10 protein-coding genes and 2 tRNA genes are annotated in these 13,725 nt (G+C 65.9%); 10 read left to right on the forward strand and 2 right to left on the reverse strand.

What is annotated here, in order from left to right; translation table 11 throughout:
* Positions 1–13 precede the first annotated feature (13 nt).
* The 10 genes from CR919_RS18075 (at position 14) to pgaD (ending at position 10,737) form a co-directional block, all read left to right on the forward strand.
* On the forward strand, positions 14–1,597 hold the full coding sequence (locus tag CR919_RS18075; protein ID WP_099821188.1) for a cytochrome ubiquinol oxidase subunit I: 1,584 nt from the start codon (positions 14–16) through the stop codon (positions 1,595–1,597).
* Positions 1,598–1,612: 15 nt separating this feature from the next.
* A complete protein-coding gene (gene cydB, locus CR919_RS18080; protein WP_099821189.1) occupies positions 1,613–2,767 on the forward strand; it encodes a cytochrome d ubiquinol oxidase subunit II in 1,155 nt (384 codons plus the stop codon).
* Between the two features lie 54 nt (positions 2,768–2,821).
* Positions 2,822–2,935 (forward strand): cytochrome bd-I oxidase subunit CydX, encoded by a 114-nt coding sequence (gene cydX, locus CR919_RS18085; protein ID WP_025876452.1) that lies wholly within the window; start codon positions 2,822–2,824, stop codon positions 2,933–2,935.
* Between the two features lie 56 nt (positions 2,936–2,991).
* Positions 2,992–3,068: transfer RNA gene (locus CR919_RS18090), tRNA-Pro, on the forward strand.
* A gap of 138 nt (positions 3,069–3,206) precedes the next feature.
* Positions 3,207–3,283, forward strand: a tRNA-Pro gene (locus CR919_RS18095).
* Positions 3,284–3,509: 226 nt separating this feature from the next.
* Positions 3,510–4,715: an MFS transporter gene (locus CR919_RS18100; RefSeq protein WP_099821190.1), complete on the forward strand. Its 1,206-nt coding sequence runs from the start codon at positions 3,510–3,512 to the stop codon at positions 4,713–4,715.
* Between the two features lie 330 nt (positions 4,716–5,045).
* Positions 5,046–7,085 carry a poly-beta-1,6 N-acetyl-D-glucosamine export porin PgaA gene (gene pgaA / locus CR919_RS18105; protein ID WP_099821191.1) on the forward strand — a complete coding sequence of 680 codons (2,040 nt, stop codon included), beginning with the start codon at positions 5,046–5,048 and terminating at the stop codon, positions 7,083–7,085.
* A gap of 10 nt (positions 7,086–7,095) precedes the next feature.
* Positions 7,096–8,994 carry a poly-beta-1,6-N-acetyl-D-glucosamine N-deacetylase PgaB gene (gene pgaB, locus CR919_RS18110; protein WP_099821235.1) on the forward strand — a complete coding sequence of 633 codons (1,899 nt, stop codon included), beginning with the start codon at positions 7,096–7,098 and terminating at the stop codon, positions 8,992–8,994.
* A 1-nt stretch (position 8,995) separates the two neighbouring features.
* Entirely contained in the window at positions 8,996–10,249 is a 1,254-nt protein-coding gene (gene pgaC, locus CR919_RS18115) for a poly-beta-1,6-N-acetyl-D-glucosamine synthase (RefSeq protein WP_099821192.1), read from the forward strand.
* The gene (gene pgaD, locus CR919_RS18120) at positions 10,246–10,737 is read left to right on the forward strand and encodes a poly-beta-1,6-N-acetyl-D-glucosamine biosynthesis protein PgaD (RefSeq protein WP_099821193.1); all 492 of its coding nucleotides are present in this window, start codon (positions 10,246–10,248) and stop codon (positions 10,735–10,737) included. Before pgaC ends, pgaD begins: the two co-directional genes overlap by 4 nt.
* A 558-nt stretch (positions 10,738–11,295) precedes the next feature.
* Here pgaD and CR919_RS18135 read toward each other — a convergent pair.
* Positions 11,296–12,567: a glutamate-5-semialdehyde dehydrogenase gene (locus CR919_RS18135; RefSeq protein WP_099821196.1), complete on the reverse strand. Its 1,272-nt coding sequence runs from the start codon at positions 12,565–12,567 to the stop codon at positions 11,296–11,298.
* Positions 12,564–13,721 (reverse strand): glutamate 5-kinase, encoded by a 1,158-nt coding sequence (gene proB / locus CR919_RS18140; RefSeq protein ID WP_099821197.1) that lies wholly within the window; start codon positions 13,719–13,721, stop codon positions 12,564–12,566. Before proB ends, CR919_RS18135 begins: the two co-directional genes overlap by 4 nt.
* Between the last annotated feature and the right edge of the window lie 4 nt (positions 13,722–13,725).

Raw genomic sequence — 13,725 nt, forward strand, 5'->3', positions numbered from 1 at the left:
AGGTAGCCAGGCCATGATTGATCAGACAGTCGTAGAACTGTCGCGGCTGCAATTCGCTCTGACCGCGATGTACCACTTCCTATTCGTACCGCTCACGCTTGGCCTGTCCTTCATGGTGGCCATCATGGAAAGCGTGTACGTCATGACCCGCAAGCAGGTCTGGCGGCAGATGACCCTGTTCTGGGGCACCCTGTTCGGCATCAACTTCGCCATCGGCGTGGCCACCGGCCTGGTGATGGAGTTCCAGTTCGGCATGAACTGGTCGTACTACAGCCATTACGTGGGTGACATCTTCGGTGCGCCGCTGGCGATCGAAGGCCTGATGGCGTTCTTCCTCGAAGCGACCTTCATCGGTCTGTTCTTCTTCGGCTGGAAGCGCCTGAGCCCGGTCAAGCACCTCACCGTGACGTGGTTGATGGCGCTGGGCACCAACCTGTCGGCGGTGTGGATCCTGATCGCCAACGGCTGGATGCAGAACCCGACCGGTGCGGTGTTCAACCCCGAAACCATGCGCATGGAAGTGGTCGACTTCGCCGCGGTGCTGCTGAACCCGGTGGCGCAGGCCAAGTTCGTGCACACCGTCAGTGCCGGCTACGTGACCGGTGCGATCTTCGTGATGTCGATCAGCGCCCTGTACCTGCTGCGCAACAAGCACAGGGACATGGCCCGCCGTTCGTTCGCGGTGGCCGCAGCCTTCGGCCTGCTGTCCTCGCTGTCGGTGGTCGTGCTGGGTGACGAGAGCGGCTATGCCGCCAGCGAACACCAGAAGATGAAGCTGGCGGCGATCGAAGCGATGTGGGAGACCGAGCGTGCGCCGGCGGACTTCACCGCCTTCGGCATCCCCAACCAGGACACCCACACCAACGACTACGCGATCAAGATCCCGTACCTGATGGGCCTGATCGCCACCCGTTCGCTGGACCAGCCGATTCCGGGCATCCTCGAACTGGTCGACCGTGCAGAGCACCGCATCCGTGGTGGCCAGATCGCCTACGGCGCGCTGGAACGGGTGAAGAAGGACAAGAACGACCTCGAAGCACGGGAGATGTTCGATCGCCATTGGCAGGATCTCGGCCATGGCCTGCTGCTGAAGCGTTACCGCGAAGACATCCTCAACGCGACGCCGGAGGAAATCTCCAAGGCCGCGATGGATACCGTGCCGCGCGTGGCGCCGCTGTTCTGGACCTTCCGCATCATGGCCGGGCTGGGCTTCTACCTGATCGCCTTCTTCGCGCTGGCCTTCTACTACTCGTGCCGCAACAACTTCCAGGACAAGCGCTGGTTCCTGAAGCTGGCCGTGTGGAGCCTGCCAGCGCCGTGGATCGCGATCGAATGCGGCTGGTTCGTGGCCGAGTACGGTCGCCAGCCGTGGGCGGTGGACGGCGTGCTGCCGACCTTCTATGCGGCATCGGGCCTGGCACTGCATGAAATCCTGACCACGCTGGCGGTGTTCACCAGCCTGTATACGGTGCTGCTGATCATCGAAATCAAGCTGATGCTGAAGGCGGTCCGCAAGGGTCCGGACGACATCCTGCCGACGCTGCAGGCCGACATCCGCCCTGTTTCCCCCAATGCCGTTGCCCCCGGCCAGGCCTGAGGCAGGAGAATCCAGATGGAATTCATTGCACTTGATTACACCACGCTCCGCGTGATCTGGTGGCTGCTGCTCGGCATCCTGCTGGTCGGCTGGGCCGTCATGGATGGTTTCGACCTGGGCGTCGGCACCCTGCTGCCGTTCGTGGCAAAGACCGATGAAGAACGCCGGCTGGTGATCAACACCGTCGGCCCGGTGTGGGAAGGCAACCAGGTCTGGTTGGTGCTGGGTGGCGGCGCGATCTTCGCCGCATGGCCGCCGCTGTATGCGGTCAGCTTCTCCGGCTTCTACCTGGCGGTGTTTGCGATGCTGTTCGGGTTGATCCTGCGCCCGGTCGGCTTCAAGTACCGCAGCAAGCTGCCGTCCAAGCGCTGGCGCGACAACTGGGACCGCGTGCTGTTCGTCGGTGGCCTGCTGCCGGGCCTGATTGCCGGCGTCGCGGTGGGCAACGTGCTGCTGGGTGTGCCGTTCCATTTCGATGACACGCTGCGCGTGACCTACACCGGTTCGTTCTTCGGCCTGCTGACGCCGTTCGCGCTCATCGCCGGCCTGATCAGCGTGGCCATGCTGGTATCGCACGGTGCGGCCATGCTGGTGCTCAAGACCGACGGCCCGGTGGCCGAACGTGCGGCGCGCTACGGCAGCATCGCCGCCATCATCAGCTTCGTGTTGTTCGCCGCTGCCGGCGCCTGGGTGGCCTTCGGCCTGCCGGGCTATCAGATCACCGCGCAGGTGGTGACCGACGGGCCGACCAATCCGCTGTTGAAGACCGCCGAACTGGGCACCGCCGCCGGTGGCTGGCTGCGCAACTACAGCAGCATGCCGGCAACGCTGGTGTTCCCGGTGCTGGGTCTGCTGGGTGCACTTGCCAGTGCGGTGCTGCTGCGTGCGCGTCGTGGCGGCCTGGCCTTCATCGCCTCGGGCGCGTCCATTGCCGGCATCATCCTCACCGTCGGCTTTGCGATCTTCCCGTTCCTGCTGCCGTCCTCCAGCCAGCCCACCTCCAGCCTGACGGTCTGGGACAGCTCGTCCAGCCACCTCACGCTGTGGATCATGCTACTGGCCACGGCCATCTTCCTGCCGATCATCCTCGCCTACACCACCTGGGTGTACCGCGTGCTGAAGGGCAAGACGACGGTCGAGGACATGGACGACAACCCCAACGCGTACTGATTGCCCGTGTGCCGGCCCAGGGTCGGCACACCCCTCGCACACAGGAGATTGACCATGTGGTATTTCGCTTGGATTCTCGGCGCTGGCCTGGCTTCGGTCGTGGCCATCCTCAACGGGATGTGGTTCGAAGCACGCGAAAGCGCGCGCGCCGACAAGGAAGTGCGTTGAAACTGTAAAAAGGGGTTGCCGGAACGGCCTTCACACCGTATTCTTGGCGGCTCCTTCGGGGTGTAGCTCAGTCTGGTAGAGCGCTACGTTCGGGACGTAGAGGTCGCAGGTTCGAATCCTGTCTCCCCGACCACTTCGGTGGTCGCATTGAAGCCTGGTGAAGTCTTCCAGGCTTTTTTGTTCCCGCAGGAGTCGCTGTCACGGCAGCGAAGCAGAACGGCCTTCCCCCTTGCCGCCATCGGGGGAAATGGCTAGAATAGGCGGCTCCCTTCGGGGTGTAGCTCAGTCTGGTAGAGCGCTACGTTCGGGACGTAGAGGTCGCAGGTTCGAATCCTGTCTCCCCGACCACTTCAGTGGTCACCAAGAAGCCTGGAAGACATCAGTGTCCTCCGGGTTTTTTTGTGCCTGAAATCCGGGACAACCGGCTACGCCGCCATCAACACATGCCGCCGGGGACCTGACCCGGCCCGGCCACGTACAATGGCCGCCACTCCCCCACCTGCCACACCGGCCCCGTCCGGTGCGGGCGCTGCACGCCACCTGCGCGGCGTGCGCCACCTGCAAGGAACACCGCATGACGTCCCCCACCTCCTCTTCGCCATCGTTGCTGCATGGTCGCCTGCTGGCGTTCGCCGCAATCCTGCTGGCCGCGGTCAACCTGCGTACTGCCGTCACCTCGATCACCCCGCTGCTGGACGTGCTGGGCCAGCAGTTCGGCTTCGGCACCACCATGACCGGCGTGCTGGGCATGCTGCCGACCGCCTCGTTCGCGCTGTTCGGCGTCGCCACCCCGGCGCTGGCACGACGCCTGGGCCTTGAGCGCACCACCCTGCTGGCCATGCTGATGGCCGCCACCGGCCTGCTGCTGCGCTCCAGCGCCGGCAATGTCGGCACCCTGCTGCTGGGCTCGGTGATCGCACTGGCCGGCATGGGCATCGGCAACGTGGTGGTGCCGCCGCTGGTGAAGCGCTACTTCGCCAACAAGGTCGGCACCATGAGCACGCTGTACATCAGCGTGTTGCAGCTGGGCACGATGATGCCGGCGCTGCTGGCGGTGCCGGTGGCCAACGCCGCGGGCTGGCGGGTGTCGCTGGGCATGTGGGCGCTGCTGGCGCTGGCGGCGACCCTGCCATGGCTGTTGCTAGCCCGCCGTGCACCGAAACCGGTGCTGGACAGCAGCGACCCCACCGTGCAGCCGCACGGCAAGGTCTGGCGCACGTCATTGGGCTGGAGCATGACGCTGATGTTCGGCATGACTTCGCTGATGACCTATTCGATGTTCACCTGGCTGCCGCGCATCGTGGTCGAAGCCGGTGCCACGCCCGCCTTCGGTGGGGTGATGGTGGCGGTGTTTTCGGCCCTGGGCCTGCTGCCATCGCTGGTGATCCCGTCGCTGGCCGTGCGCCTGCAGAATCCGTTCCCGCTGGTGCTGATCGGCTTTTCGGCCTTCGTCATCGCCTTCGCCGGCCTGCTGTTCGCGCCGATGAAGGCGCCGTTGCTGTGGGCCTGCCTGCTGGGCGTCGGGCCGTCCACGTTCCCGCTGGCGCTGACCCTGATCAATCTGCGCACGCGCACCCCGACGGGCTCGGCGGCCTTGTCCGGCTTCATGCAGGGCGTGGGCTACAGCTTCAGCTGCCTGGGCCCGTTCCTGGTCGGCTGGCTGCACACCGTCAGCGAGGGCTGGACCCTGCCCTTCGCCTTCCTGTTCAGCTGCGCGGTGCTGATGCTGTGCGCCTCGTGGGTGGCCTGCAAGCCGCGCAAGCTGGAAGACCTGTGGTGACCGGACCGGCGGGCTTACGTCCGCCGCCGTGAAGCCGGACCCACACACCCCGCTACCATCCTCTACACACCGCCACCGCAGCGGGTGACATAGCGTGTCCAAAGCTGACCCGTTTTGTGTCGGGAACCGCCCTGCAAGCGAGCCGCACACCTGGGGGACGGCGCCACCTTGCCACTGACCTGAACCGGGCTGGCCGTTCCTTCAAGGTCCCGCCGTCTACCAGATGCGGACCGGAACTGGTCGCAGCGACAGAACGTCAGCTATAGTTGGCATGTGATGTGCGTCACACTTTTCAGCACATCGTTCAGCAATGGATGCTTAGGGGGTCTCATGGTTGTTCACCGTCCGCTGGCGCTGTGCGTCGGCCTGGCCTGCGCCACTCTGGCGTGCTGGGCCCACGCGGCCTCGCCGCCCACCGCGACCACGCGCGCCGACCGGCTCGCCGAAATCGGCCACTACCGTGACCAGGCGCGCTGGGTCGATGCCCTGGCGGCGATCGAGCGGGCGCAGCTGCGCGAGCCCAATGACGACCTGCTGTACAAGCTGCAGGTTCTGACCCTGGGCGACATCGGCAATGCCCATCGCGCCTGGCGGCTTTACCAGGCCCGGCCCAACCTGTTCGACCAGGACCAGAAAGCGCGGCTGGAGGCCAACTATGTGGCCAAGCTGGTCAACTGGAGCCTGGCCTACGGCGAAACCGAAGACACCCGGCTGGACGAGGCCGAGGCTTCGCTGGCGGAAATGGAGCAGTACGTCGAGCGCGATGGCACCGCGCAGGCGCAGGCGCCGCTGCGGATCCGCATGGACCGGCTGATCCTGCTCAACCGCCTGGCCCGCCACGCGCAGGTGCGTGACGAGGCGCGGGCGCTGCAGCGCGAGGGCCATGCCCTGCCCGATTACGTGTTGCCGGCGGTCGGCGACTCGCTGATGTCCACCCAGAATCCGGAGGAAGCCATCCCATTGCTGGAGGCCGCCGCGAAGAACGATCCCTCGCGCTTCCAGTCGCGCTCGGAGCTGGCCTATGCCTATCTTGAAACCGAGCAGGCGGAGAAGGCGGTGGGCTACCTGCAGGCCTGGCAGAAGGATGAACCGGCATGGCGCTGGGGCGGCGGCAAGACCCCCTTCCAGAACTGGGCGCGCTACGAAGCCGACCTGAACCTGGCAATGGTGCGCGCCTACAGCGGCGATCTGCCCACGGCCCAGCGCGAGCTGGAAGCGCTGGTCGACGTCGGCCCGGGCAATGGCAGCCTGCAGACCTCGCTGGGCAGCGTCTACCAGATGCGCGGCTGGCCACGGCGCGCCCTGGAACGCCACCAGATGGCCTACACCCTGGACCCACGTGACATCGCGCCACGCCTGGGCATGTATGAATCCTACGTGCAGCTGCAACGCGACGACCTGGCGCGACCGCTGCATGACGACCTGCTGGCCCGCTATCCAAGTCAGCCGTCGGTGCAGCGCATGGACCGCGATTGGCGCGCCCATCGCGGCTGGCAGCTGTTGGCCAAGGTCGAGGGCGGCCGCAGTTCCGGCGGTGGCGGCACCTCGCCGCTGGGCAACGACGACCTGCACTACGGCATGGAAGTCGCCTCGCCGGTGCTCAACGACCGCTGGCGGCTGTTCGCCTTCGCCGACCGCCGTTCGGTCACCTTCCAGGACCAGGATATCGATCCGCTGTGGATCGGTGCCGGCGTGCGCTACCGCTTCGACCGCCTCGACGCCGAGGCCGCGGTGATGCGCCCCAACGACAGCATCGGCGACACCGGCCTGCGTGGCAGCGTCGGCTGGCAGTTCAACGATCGCTGGCACGCGGGTGTAACCGCTGCCCGCAATGACCCGGAAGCGTCGATGCAGGCGCGCGTGGCCGGCATCACCGCCGACAGCGTCGCCGTTGCCGTGGATTACACGCGCAACGAGCGCACCCACTGGAGCATCGGTGGCAGCCAGTTCCGCTACGACGATGGCAACCGCCGCGATACGCTGAACAGTGCGATCGAACAACGGCTGTTGACCCGCCCGCGCCTGTTGATCGATGGCCTGGGCAGTGTCTATACCAGCCGTGGCAGCCGCGACGATGCGCCGTACTTCAACCCTTCGCGGGACCGGTCGGTGGAAGTGGGCCTGCGCATCGACCAGCAGTTGTGGCGCCATTACGAGCGCCACTTCCGCCATCGCCTGACGGTGTCCGTTGGCAACTACTGGCAGGAAGGCTTTGGCAGTTCAATCATTCCGACCGTGGCCTACCGCCACGAATGGCAGTTCGATCAGGGGCGGATCCTCGAGTACGGCGTGAGTTGGTCGCGGCCGGTCTACGACGGCCAACGTGAACGACATATCGGCTTCGATGCCGCGCTGCGCTGGGGAGAATGAGATGGAACGGATGCTTCGCAACCTGACGACCGTACTGCTGCTGGCGCTGCTGTGCCTGGCCCTGCCCGCCGCAGCCCAGCGCGCAAGCTCGGCCGCGGAACTGGACGCGGCCGACAACGGCCTGCTGGTCCTCAGCTACCACGACGTGCGCGATGATGTGCTGGAGAAATCCGATGCCGACGCCTACGCGGTCAGCACGCAGAACTTCGCCGCACACCTGGACTGGCTGTCCGCCCATGGCTATCACCCGGTGTCGCTGTCGCAGCTGATCAAGGCCTCGCGTGGAGAAGCAAAGCTGCCGCCGCGGCCGGTGCTGCTGACCTTCGACGACGGCCTGCGCAGCGTGTACAGCCGTGTCTATCCGCTGCTGCGCGCGTACAACTATCCGGCGCTGGTGGCGGTGATCACCGACTACGTGGACATGGCACCGGGCCGCACCATCGACTACGGCTACCGTCCGTTCGGCCATGACGACTTCCTGACCTGGGACCAGCTGCGCGAGATGCAGGCCAGCGGCCTGATCGAACTGGCCAGCCACACCGACAACCTGCACCACGGCGTGCAGTCCAATCCGCAGGGCAACCAGACCCCGGCGGTGATCACCCGCATCTACGACCCCAAGGCGCAGCGCTATGAAAGCGCGCAGGAGTACGAGAAGCGCCTGCGCGATGATCTGGGCCGCAGCGTGCAGCGCATCGAGAAGGAACTGGGCGTACGCCCGAAAGCGATCGTCTGGCCGTATGCCGCCTACAACCAGTTGAGCAATGACATCGCCGAGCAGCTGGGCATGCCGGTTTCCTTCGACCTGGAAGGACGCAGCACGCCGGTGACTGCCGACCTGCACGGCCTGGCACGCCTGCTGGTGACCAGCAATCCGAACGTCACCTCGCTGGCCTTCGAGCTGCGTCGCAACGTCAACCTGGACGGTACCCGTGCACTGCAGATCGATATGGACTCGGTCTACGACAGCGACCCTGCACAGCAGGCACGCAACCTGGATGCCCTGATCGAGCGCGTGAAGCGGATCGGCCCGACCCACGTCTACCTGCAGGCCTTCGCCGACCCGGACGGCAACAACACCGCCGATGCGCTGTACTTCCCGAACCGGCACCTGCCGATGCGCGCGGACCTGTTCAACCGCGTCGCCTGGCAGCTGAAAACCCGCGCCGGGGTGAAGGTCTACGCGTGGCTGCCGGTGCTGGGCTATGAACTGCCCGACGCTGCGCAGCGTGCGGCGCTGGGCATCCAGAGCCCGGAACGCGATGGCATGTACCGCCTGGATTTCACCAAGCCGCAGGCACGGCAGATCATCAAGGACATCTACGAAGACCTGGCGATCAATTCGTACTTCGAAGGCCTGCTGTTCCACGATGACGGCTACGTACGCGACACCGAACTGGCGCAGCTGCCACAGGAAGGCAGCGACGGTGGCCGCACCCAGGCGCTGATCGATTTCACTTTGGAACTGCGTGACAGCGCACAACGCTGGCGCCCGAAGCTGGGCACCGTACGCAACCTGTACGCGCAGCCGGTGCTGGAGCCGCAGAGTGCGGCATGGTTTGCCCAGCGCCTGGACCTGTTCAACAAGGCCTATGACCGCACCGCGCTGATGGCGATGCCGTGGATGGAAGGCAGCCGCCGTCCCCAGCGCTGGATGGACCGCCTGGTGGTGGCAGTGCGCGAGCACGATCCGGACCTGAAGCACACGATGTTCGAGCTGCAGACCGTGGACTGGCGCACGCAGACGCCGATCAGCGGCGAACAGCTGCGCGCGCAGATCCGCCGCCTGCAAGCGCAGGGCGTGCGCCATTTCGCGTGGTACCCGGACGATTTCATTGCCGACAAGCCGTCGACCCAGGATGCACGCGCGGCGATGTCCGCGCGCAACTTCCCGTATCCGGAGAAGTGACGTGGACATGAACCCGTGGCTCAACGCCATGTTCCAGTTCGCCTTCTTCTACCCCATGGTGATGGCGTTCTTCTGGATGTCGGGTGGCCTGTACTACTTCTTCCGCCGTGAGCGGAAGTCGCGGCCGCGCAACGATCCACCGCCCATGGCGGAGTATCCGTTCGCCAGCCTGTTGATTCCCTGCCACAACGAATCGGCCAACCTGGACGACACCCTCGGCGCGGCATTGGCCCAGCGCTATCCGGACTTCGAAGTGATCGCCATCAACGATGGCAGCAGCGACGACACCGGTACCCGCCTGGATGCGCTGGCGGCCCTGCACCCACGCCTGCGCGTGGTCCATCTGGACCGCAACCTGGGCAAGGCCAACGCGCTGCGCATGGGCGCCCTGGCTGCGCGATCGGAATACCTGGTGTGCATCGACGGCGATGCCATGCTGGAAGAATTCGCCATGCACTGGATGGTCTGGCACCTGACCAGCGGCCCACGCGTGGGTGCGGTGACCGGCAATCCACGCATCCGCAACCGCTCCACCCTGCTCGGCCGCCTGCAGGTGGCGGAGTTCTCCTCGATCATCGGCATGATCAAGCGCGCCCAACGTGTCTACGGCCGCATCTTCACCGTGTCCGGGGTCATCGCCGCGTTCCGTCGCACGGCACTGCACCGCATCGGCTACTGGGCCGATGACATGGTCACCGAGGACATCGACATCAGCTGGCGCCTGCAGCTGGATCATTGGGACATCCGTTACGAGCCCAACGCACTGTGCTTCATCCTGATGCCGGAAACCCTGAAGGGACTGTGGCGGCAGCGCCTGCGCTGGGCGCAGGGCGGTGTGGAAGTGCTGCTGCGCCACGGCTCCTCGTTGTTCAGCTGGCGCAAGCGGCGCATGTGGGGCGTGCTGCTGGAATACATCCTCAGCGTGCTGTGGGCCTACACCATGCTCGCGATCATCCTGCTGTGGGCACTGGGCAAGTTCATCCCGGTGCCGCCGCAGTTGTACATCGACACGTTGCTGCCGCAATGGCATGGCGTGATCCTGGCGTTGGTCTGCCTGCTGCAGTTCGCCAGCAGCCTGATCATCGACAGGCGTTACGAAACGCATATCGGCCGCAACTATTTCTGGGTCATCTGGTACCCGATGGCGTACTGGTTGATCAGCCTGTTCACCACGCTGGTGGCACTGCCGAAGACGCTGCTCAGGCGGCGTGGCAAGCGTGCCACCTGGGTCAGCCCAGACAGAGGTATCCGATGAACGCACATCGCCAGACGGCGGCCAGCCGGCCGTCCAACCGCTTCGACTCGCGCCTGATCCAGAAACCGCGCAAGCAGCCCCGCCTGCAGCGCACCGCCTGGGGGTTTGTGACCCTGGCGTTCTGGGGGTTCTACTTCTATCTGTGGGCGCCACTGGTCACCCTGGTGTCCTGGCTGCTGGGTGGACACCTGGCGTGGTTGCAACTGTACGAGCGCAAGCAGCATCTCGACCCGTTCGTGATCATCGCCCTGCCGGTGATCCTGGCCGGCTGTGCGTTGCTGCTGATCGCCTGGGCCGAGTACAACCGCTACCGCTTCGCCGGCAAGGAGCGTCGCCACCCGCGGGTGGACGCCAGCCGCTCGGAGATCGCCCATTCGCTTGGCGCCAGCGACCAGCTTGCCGAACAGATGTTCAATGCGAAGGCCATCACCCTGCACATGGATGAGCATGCGCGGCCGCTGGGCATGACCACGCAGCTGTTGCGGTGACGGGGTTCGGCCGGGCTGCGCCCGGCACCTGCAGAGGCAACGGCCGAAGCAACAGCAACAGCTGGCATTCCGTGGGGTGGCGGGGCGGTGTCGGATTGCGGGGACGCCGCAAGTACGTCCTTGTAGGCTTGGCCGCGGCATCCATGCCGCGGACACCCCGCAATCCGACACCGCCCCACCTCTGACAGATTTCCGCAATCTGGTAGATCCACGCCATGCGTGGATGAATCTCCATCGGAATCGAATATTTCGAATTCGGACTGAAAAGCATCCACGCATGGCGTGGATCTACGTGTCGACCAAGGTCGACACCTACCAAGAGCAGGCCATGCCATTCCGGCAGACCGCGGGAAATTGTCGAAGGCGGGGTGGGTCCGGTTGCGGGGGTGTAAGCGCCATGGATGGCGCGCCCAAGCCTACAGGGACGTACTTGCGGCGTCCCCCGCAACCGGACCCACCCCGCCATCCCACAGGAACCCAGCTGTTGCCGTCGCTTCGGCCCTTGCTTCGGCCGTTGCAGTTGCTTCTGCAGGTGCCGGGCGCAGCCCGGCCATGAACCTAGCTACGAACCTGGCCTTCGCCGCGCACCACGAAACGTTCGACCGTGAGTGCTTCCAGTCCCATCGGGCCATAGGCATGCAGGCGCGTGGTGGAGATGCCGATTTCGCTGCCGAGACCAAGCTGGCCGCCATCGGAAAAGCGCGACGACGCGTTGACCATCACCACCGCCGAGCGCAACGCGTTGACGAAACGTTCGGCACTGGCCGCGTCTTCGGTGGCAATCACTTCGGTATGGTCGGAGGTGTAGGTGCGGATGTGCGCGATCGCTGCGTCAAGATCATCGACCACGCGGACCGCCAGTACCAGATCAAGGAACTCGGCGGCATAGTCGTCCTCGCTGGCTACGATGCTTCCCGGCAGCAACGGCTGCGCGCGCGTGTCGGCACGCAGCTGCACGCCGCGTTCGGCCAGCGCCTGCGCAGCACGCGGCAGGAAGTCCGCAGCAATGTCCTGGTGCACCAGCAGGGTTTCCAGTGAATTGCACGCGGACGGGCGACTGCACTTGCCATCCACCAGCAGATCGAGCGCCTTGACAGGGTCGGCGCTGGCATCGACGAACAGATGACACACACCCTTGTAGTGCTTGATCACCGGTACCCGCGCGTGTTCTGCAACGAAGCGGATCAGGCCCTCGCCACCGCGCGGGATCGCCAGGTCGATCAGTTCATGCAGCTGCAGCAGTTCCAGCATGGCTTCGCGGCGCAGGTCGGTCAGCACCGTCACGGCAGCAGGGGGCACGCCGTTGGCCTTCAATGCTGCGGCCAACGCCTGGGCGATGGCAGTGTTGGAATGGATCGCCTCCGAGCCTCCACGCAGAATCACGCCGTTGCCCGCTTTCAGGCACAGCGCGGCGGCTTCGGCGGTCACGTTCGGGCGTGCTTCGTAGATCATCGCGATCACCCCCAGCGGCACGCGCACCTTCTGTACGCGGATGCCGTTCGGTCGCACGTCGTCGCGGGTCACCTGCCCGACCGGGTCCGGCAGGCTCGCCACCTCACGCACGGCATCGGCCATCGCCAGCAGGCGCGCCGGGTCCAGCGCCAGGCGGTCGAGCATCGCACTGCCCACGCCCTTGTCGCGGGCGGCAGCGAGGTCGCGCGCGTTGCCTGCAAGAATCTGCCCGGCATTGACCTCCAGTGACTGCGCCATCGCCTGCAGCAGCGCCCTGCGGGCACCGCTGTCGAGGCCCGCGACCACCTGGGCTGCGTCACGGCAGGCGCGGGCCTGCGATTCGATCTCACTCATCGGGACATCCTGCAATGGGTTCATGGCAGCACCAGATCGTCGCGATGGACGACGGTACCGCCGTAGTTGTAGCCGAGCACGGTCTGGATGTCGCGCGTGTGGCGGCCGGCAATGCGGCGCACGTCATCGGCGGCGTACTGGCTGACACCACGGGCCACGCAGACCCGGCCGGCTTCGGTGTTCCAGCACACCTGCACCATGTCACCACGGCGGAACGCGCCGTCGGCACCGGTGATGCCACCGGGCAGCAGTGAGGCGCCCTTCTCGCGCATCGCCTGCGCTGCACCGGCGTCGATCAGGATCGCGCCTTCGGCCAGCGGCGCGTGCCGCAGCCAGTGCTTGCGGGCGGCCTCGCGGCTGCGCGCCGCGTGGATGCGGGTACCGAACAGGCGATCCTGCGCCAGCGCGCGCACCACCTCGCCGCTGCGACCGTTGAACAGGTAGGTTTCGATGCCGACACGGCCGGCCTTGGCCGCGGCCTCCAGCTTGGTGCGCATGCCACCGGTACCGGCGACTGAACCGGCACCGCCAGCCATCGCCAGCACGGCATCATTCAACTCCGGCACCTCGTGCAACGGCCGTGCATCGGCATGCGTGCGCGGGTCGGCACTGTACAGACCATCGATGTCGGTGGCGATGAACAGTGCATCGGCATCGACCAGCGCCGCCACGGTCGCAGCCAGGTTGTCGTTGTCACCGAGCTTGAGCTCGTCCACCGACACGGTGTCGTTCTCGTTGACCACCGGCAGCGCACCCAGCCGCAACAGCTCGTTGAGGGTGGCCCGTGCATTGAGGTAGCGACGGCGGTTGCGCAGATCGTCATGGGTCAGCAGCACCTGCGCCACCGGGCGCTCGAAGAAGCGCTGCCACAGACCGATCAGCTGCGCCTGGCCCAGTGCCGCCAACGCCTGTCGCGCAGCCATCGCTGCACCGGGTTCATCGGCCCTGGGCAGGATCGCGCGGCCGGCAGCGACCGCGCCGGAGGAGACGATCACCACTTCGCGCCCAGCAAGCACGTTGGCCGAGACGAACTGGGCCAGGCCCAGCGCATGACGCGGCGACAGGCCACCGCCATCGGCCGCGAGCAGGCTGCTGCCGACCTTGAGCACGGCACGCCGCCACGACGGCAGCGCTTGTTCGGGGAACGGCGATGCAACGGTGGCGGCGTGGACAGTCATCAGG

Source organism: Stenotrophomonas sp. LMG 10879 (assembly GCF_002750935.1).
Lineage (GTDB): Bacteria > Pseudomonadota > Gammaproteobacteria > Xanthomonadales > Xanthomonadaceae > Stenotrophomonas > Stenotrophomonas lactitubi_B.

What these genes read in the sequence shown, in the direction of transcription:
- CR919_RS18075 (WP_099821188.1), top strand. Translation starts at nt 14, where the DNA reads ATGATTGATCAGACAGTCGTAGAACTGTCGCGGCTGCAATTCGCTCTG.
- cydB (WP_099821189.1), top strand. Translation starts at nt 1,613, where the DNA reads ATGGAATTCATTGCACTTGATTACACCACGCTCCGCGTGATCTGGTGG.
- cydX (WP_025876452.1), top strand. Translation starts at nt 2,822, where the DNA reads ATGTGGTATTTCGCTTGGATTCTCGGCGCTGGCCTGGCTTCGGTCGTG.
- CR919_RS18100 (WP_099821190.1), top strand. Translation starts at nt 3,510, where the DNA reads ATGACGTCCCCCACCTCCTCTTCGCCATCGTTGCTGCATGGTCGCCTG.
- pgaA (WP_099821191.1), top strand. Translation starts at nt 5,046, where the DNA reads ATGGTTGTTCACCGTCCGCTGGCGCTGTGCGTCGGCCTGGCCTGCGCC.
- pgaB (WP_099821235.1), top strand. Translation starts at nt 7,096, where the DNA reads ATGCTTCGCAACCTGACGACCGTACTGCTGCTGGCGCTGCTGTGCCTG.
- pgaD (WP_099821193.1), top strand. Translation starts at nt 10,246, where the DNA reads ATGAACGCACATCGCCAGACGGCGGCCAGCCGGCCGTCCAACCGCTTC.
- CR919_RS18135 (WP_099821196.1), bottom strand. Translation starts at nt 12,567, where the DNA reads ATGAACCCATTGCAGGATGTCCCGATGAGTGAGATCGAATCGCAGGCC.
- proB (WP_099821197.1), bottom strand. Translation starts at nt 13,721, where the DNA reads ATGACTGTCCACGCCGCCACCGTTGCATCGCCGTTCCCCGAACAAGCG.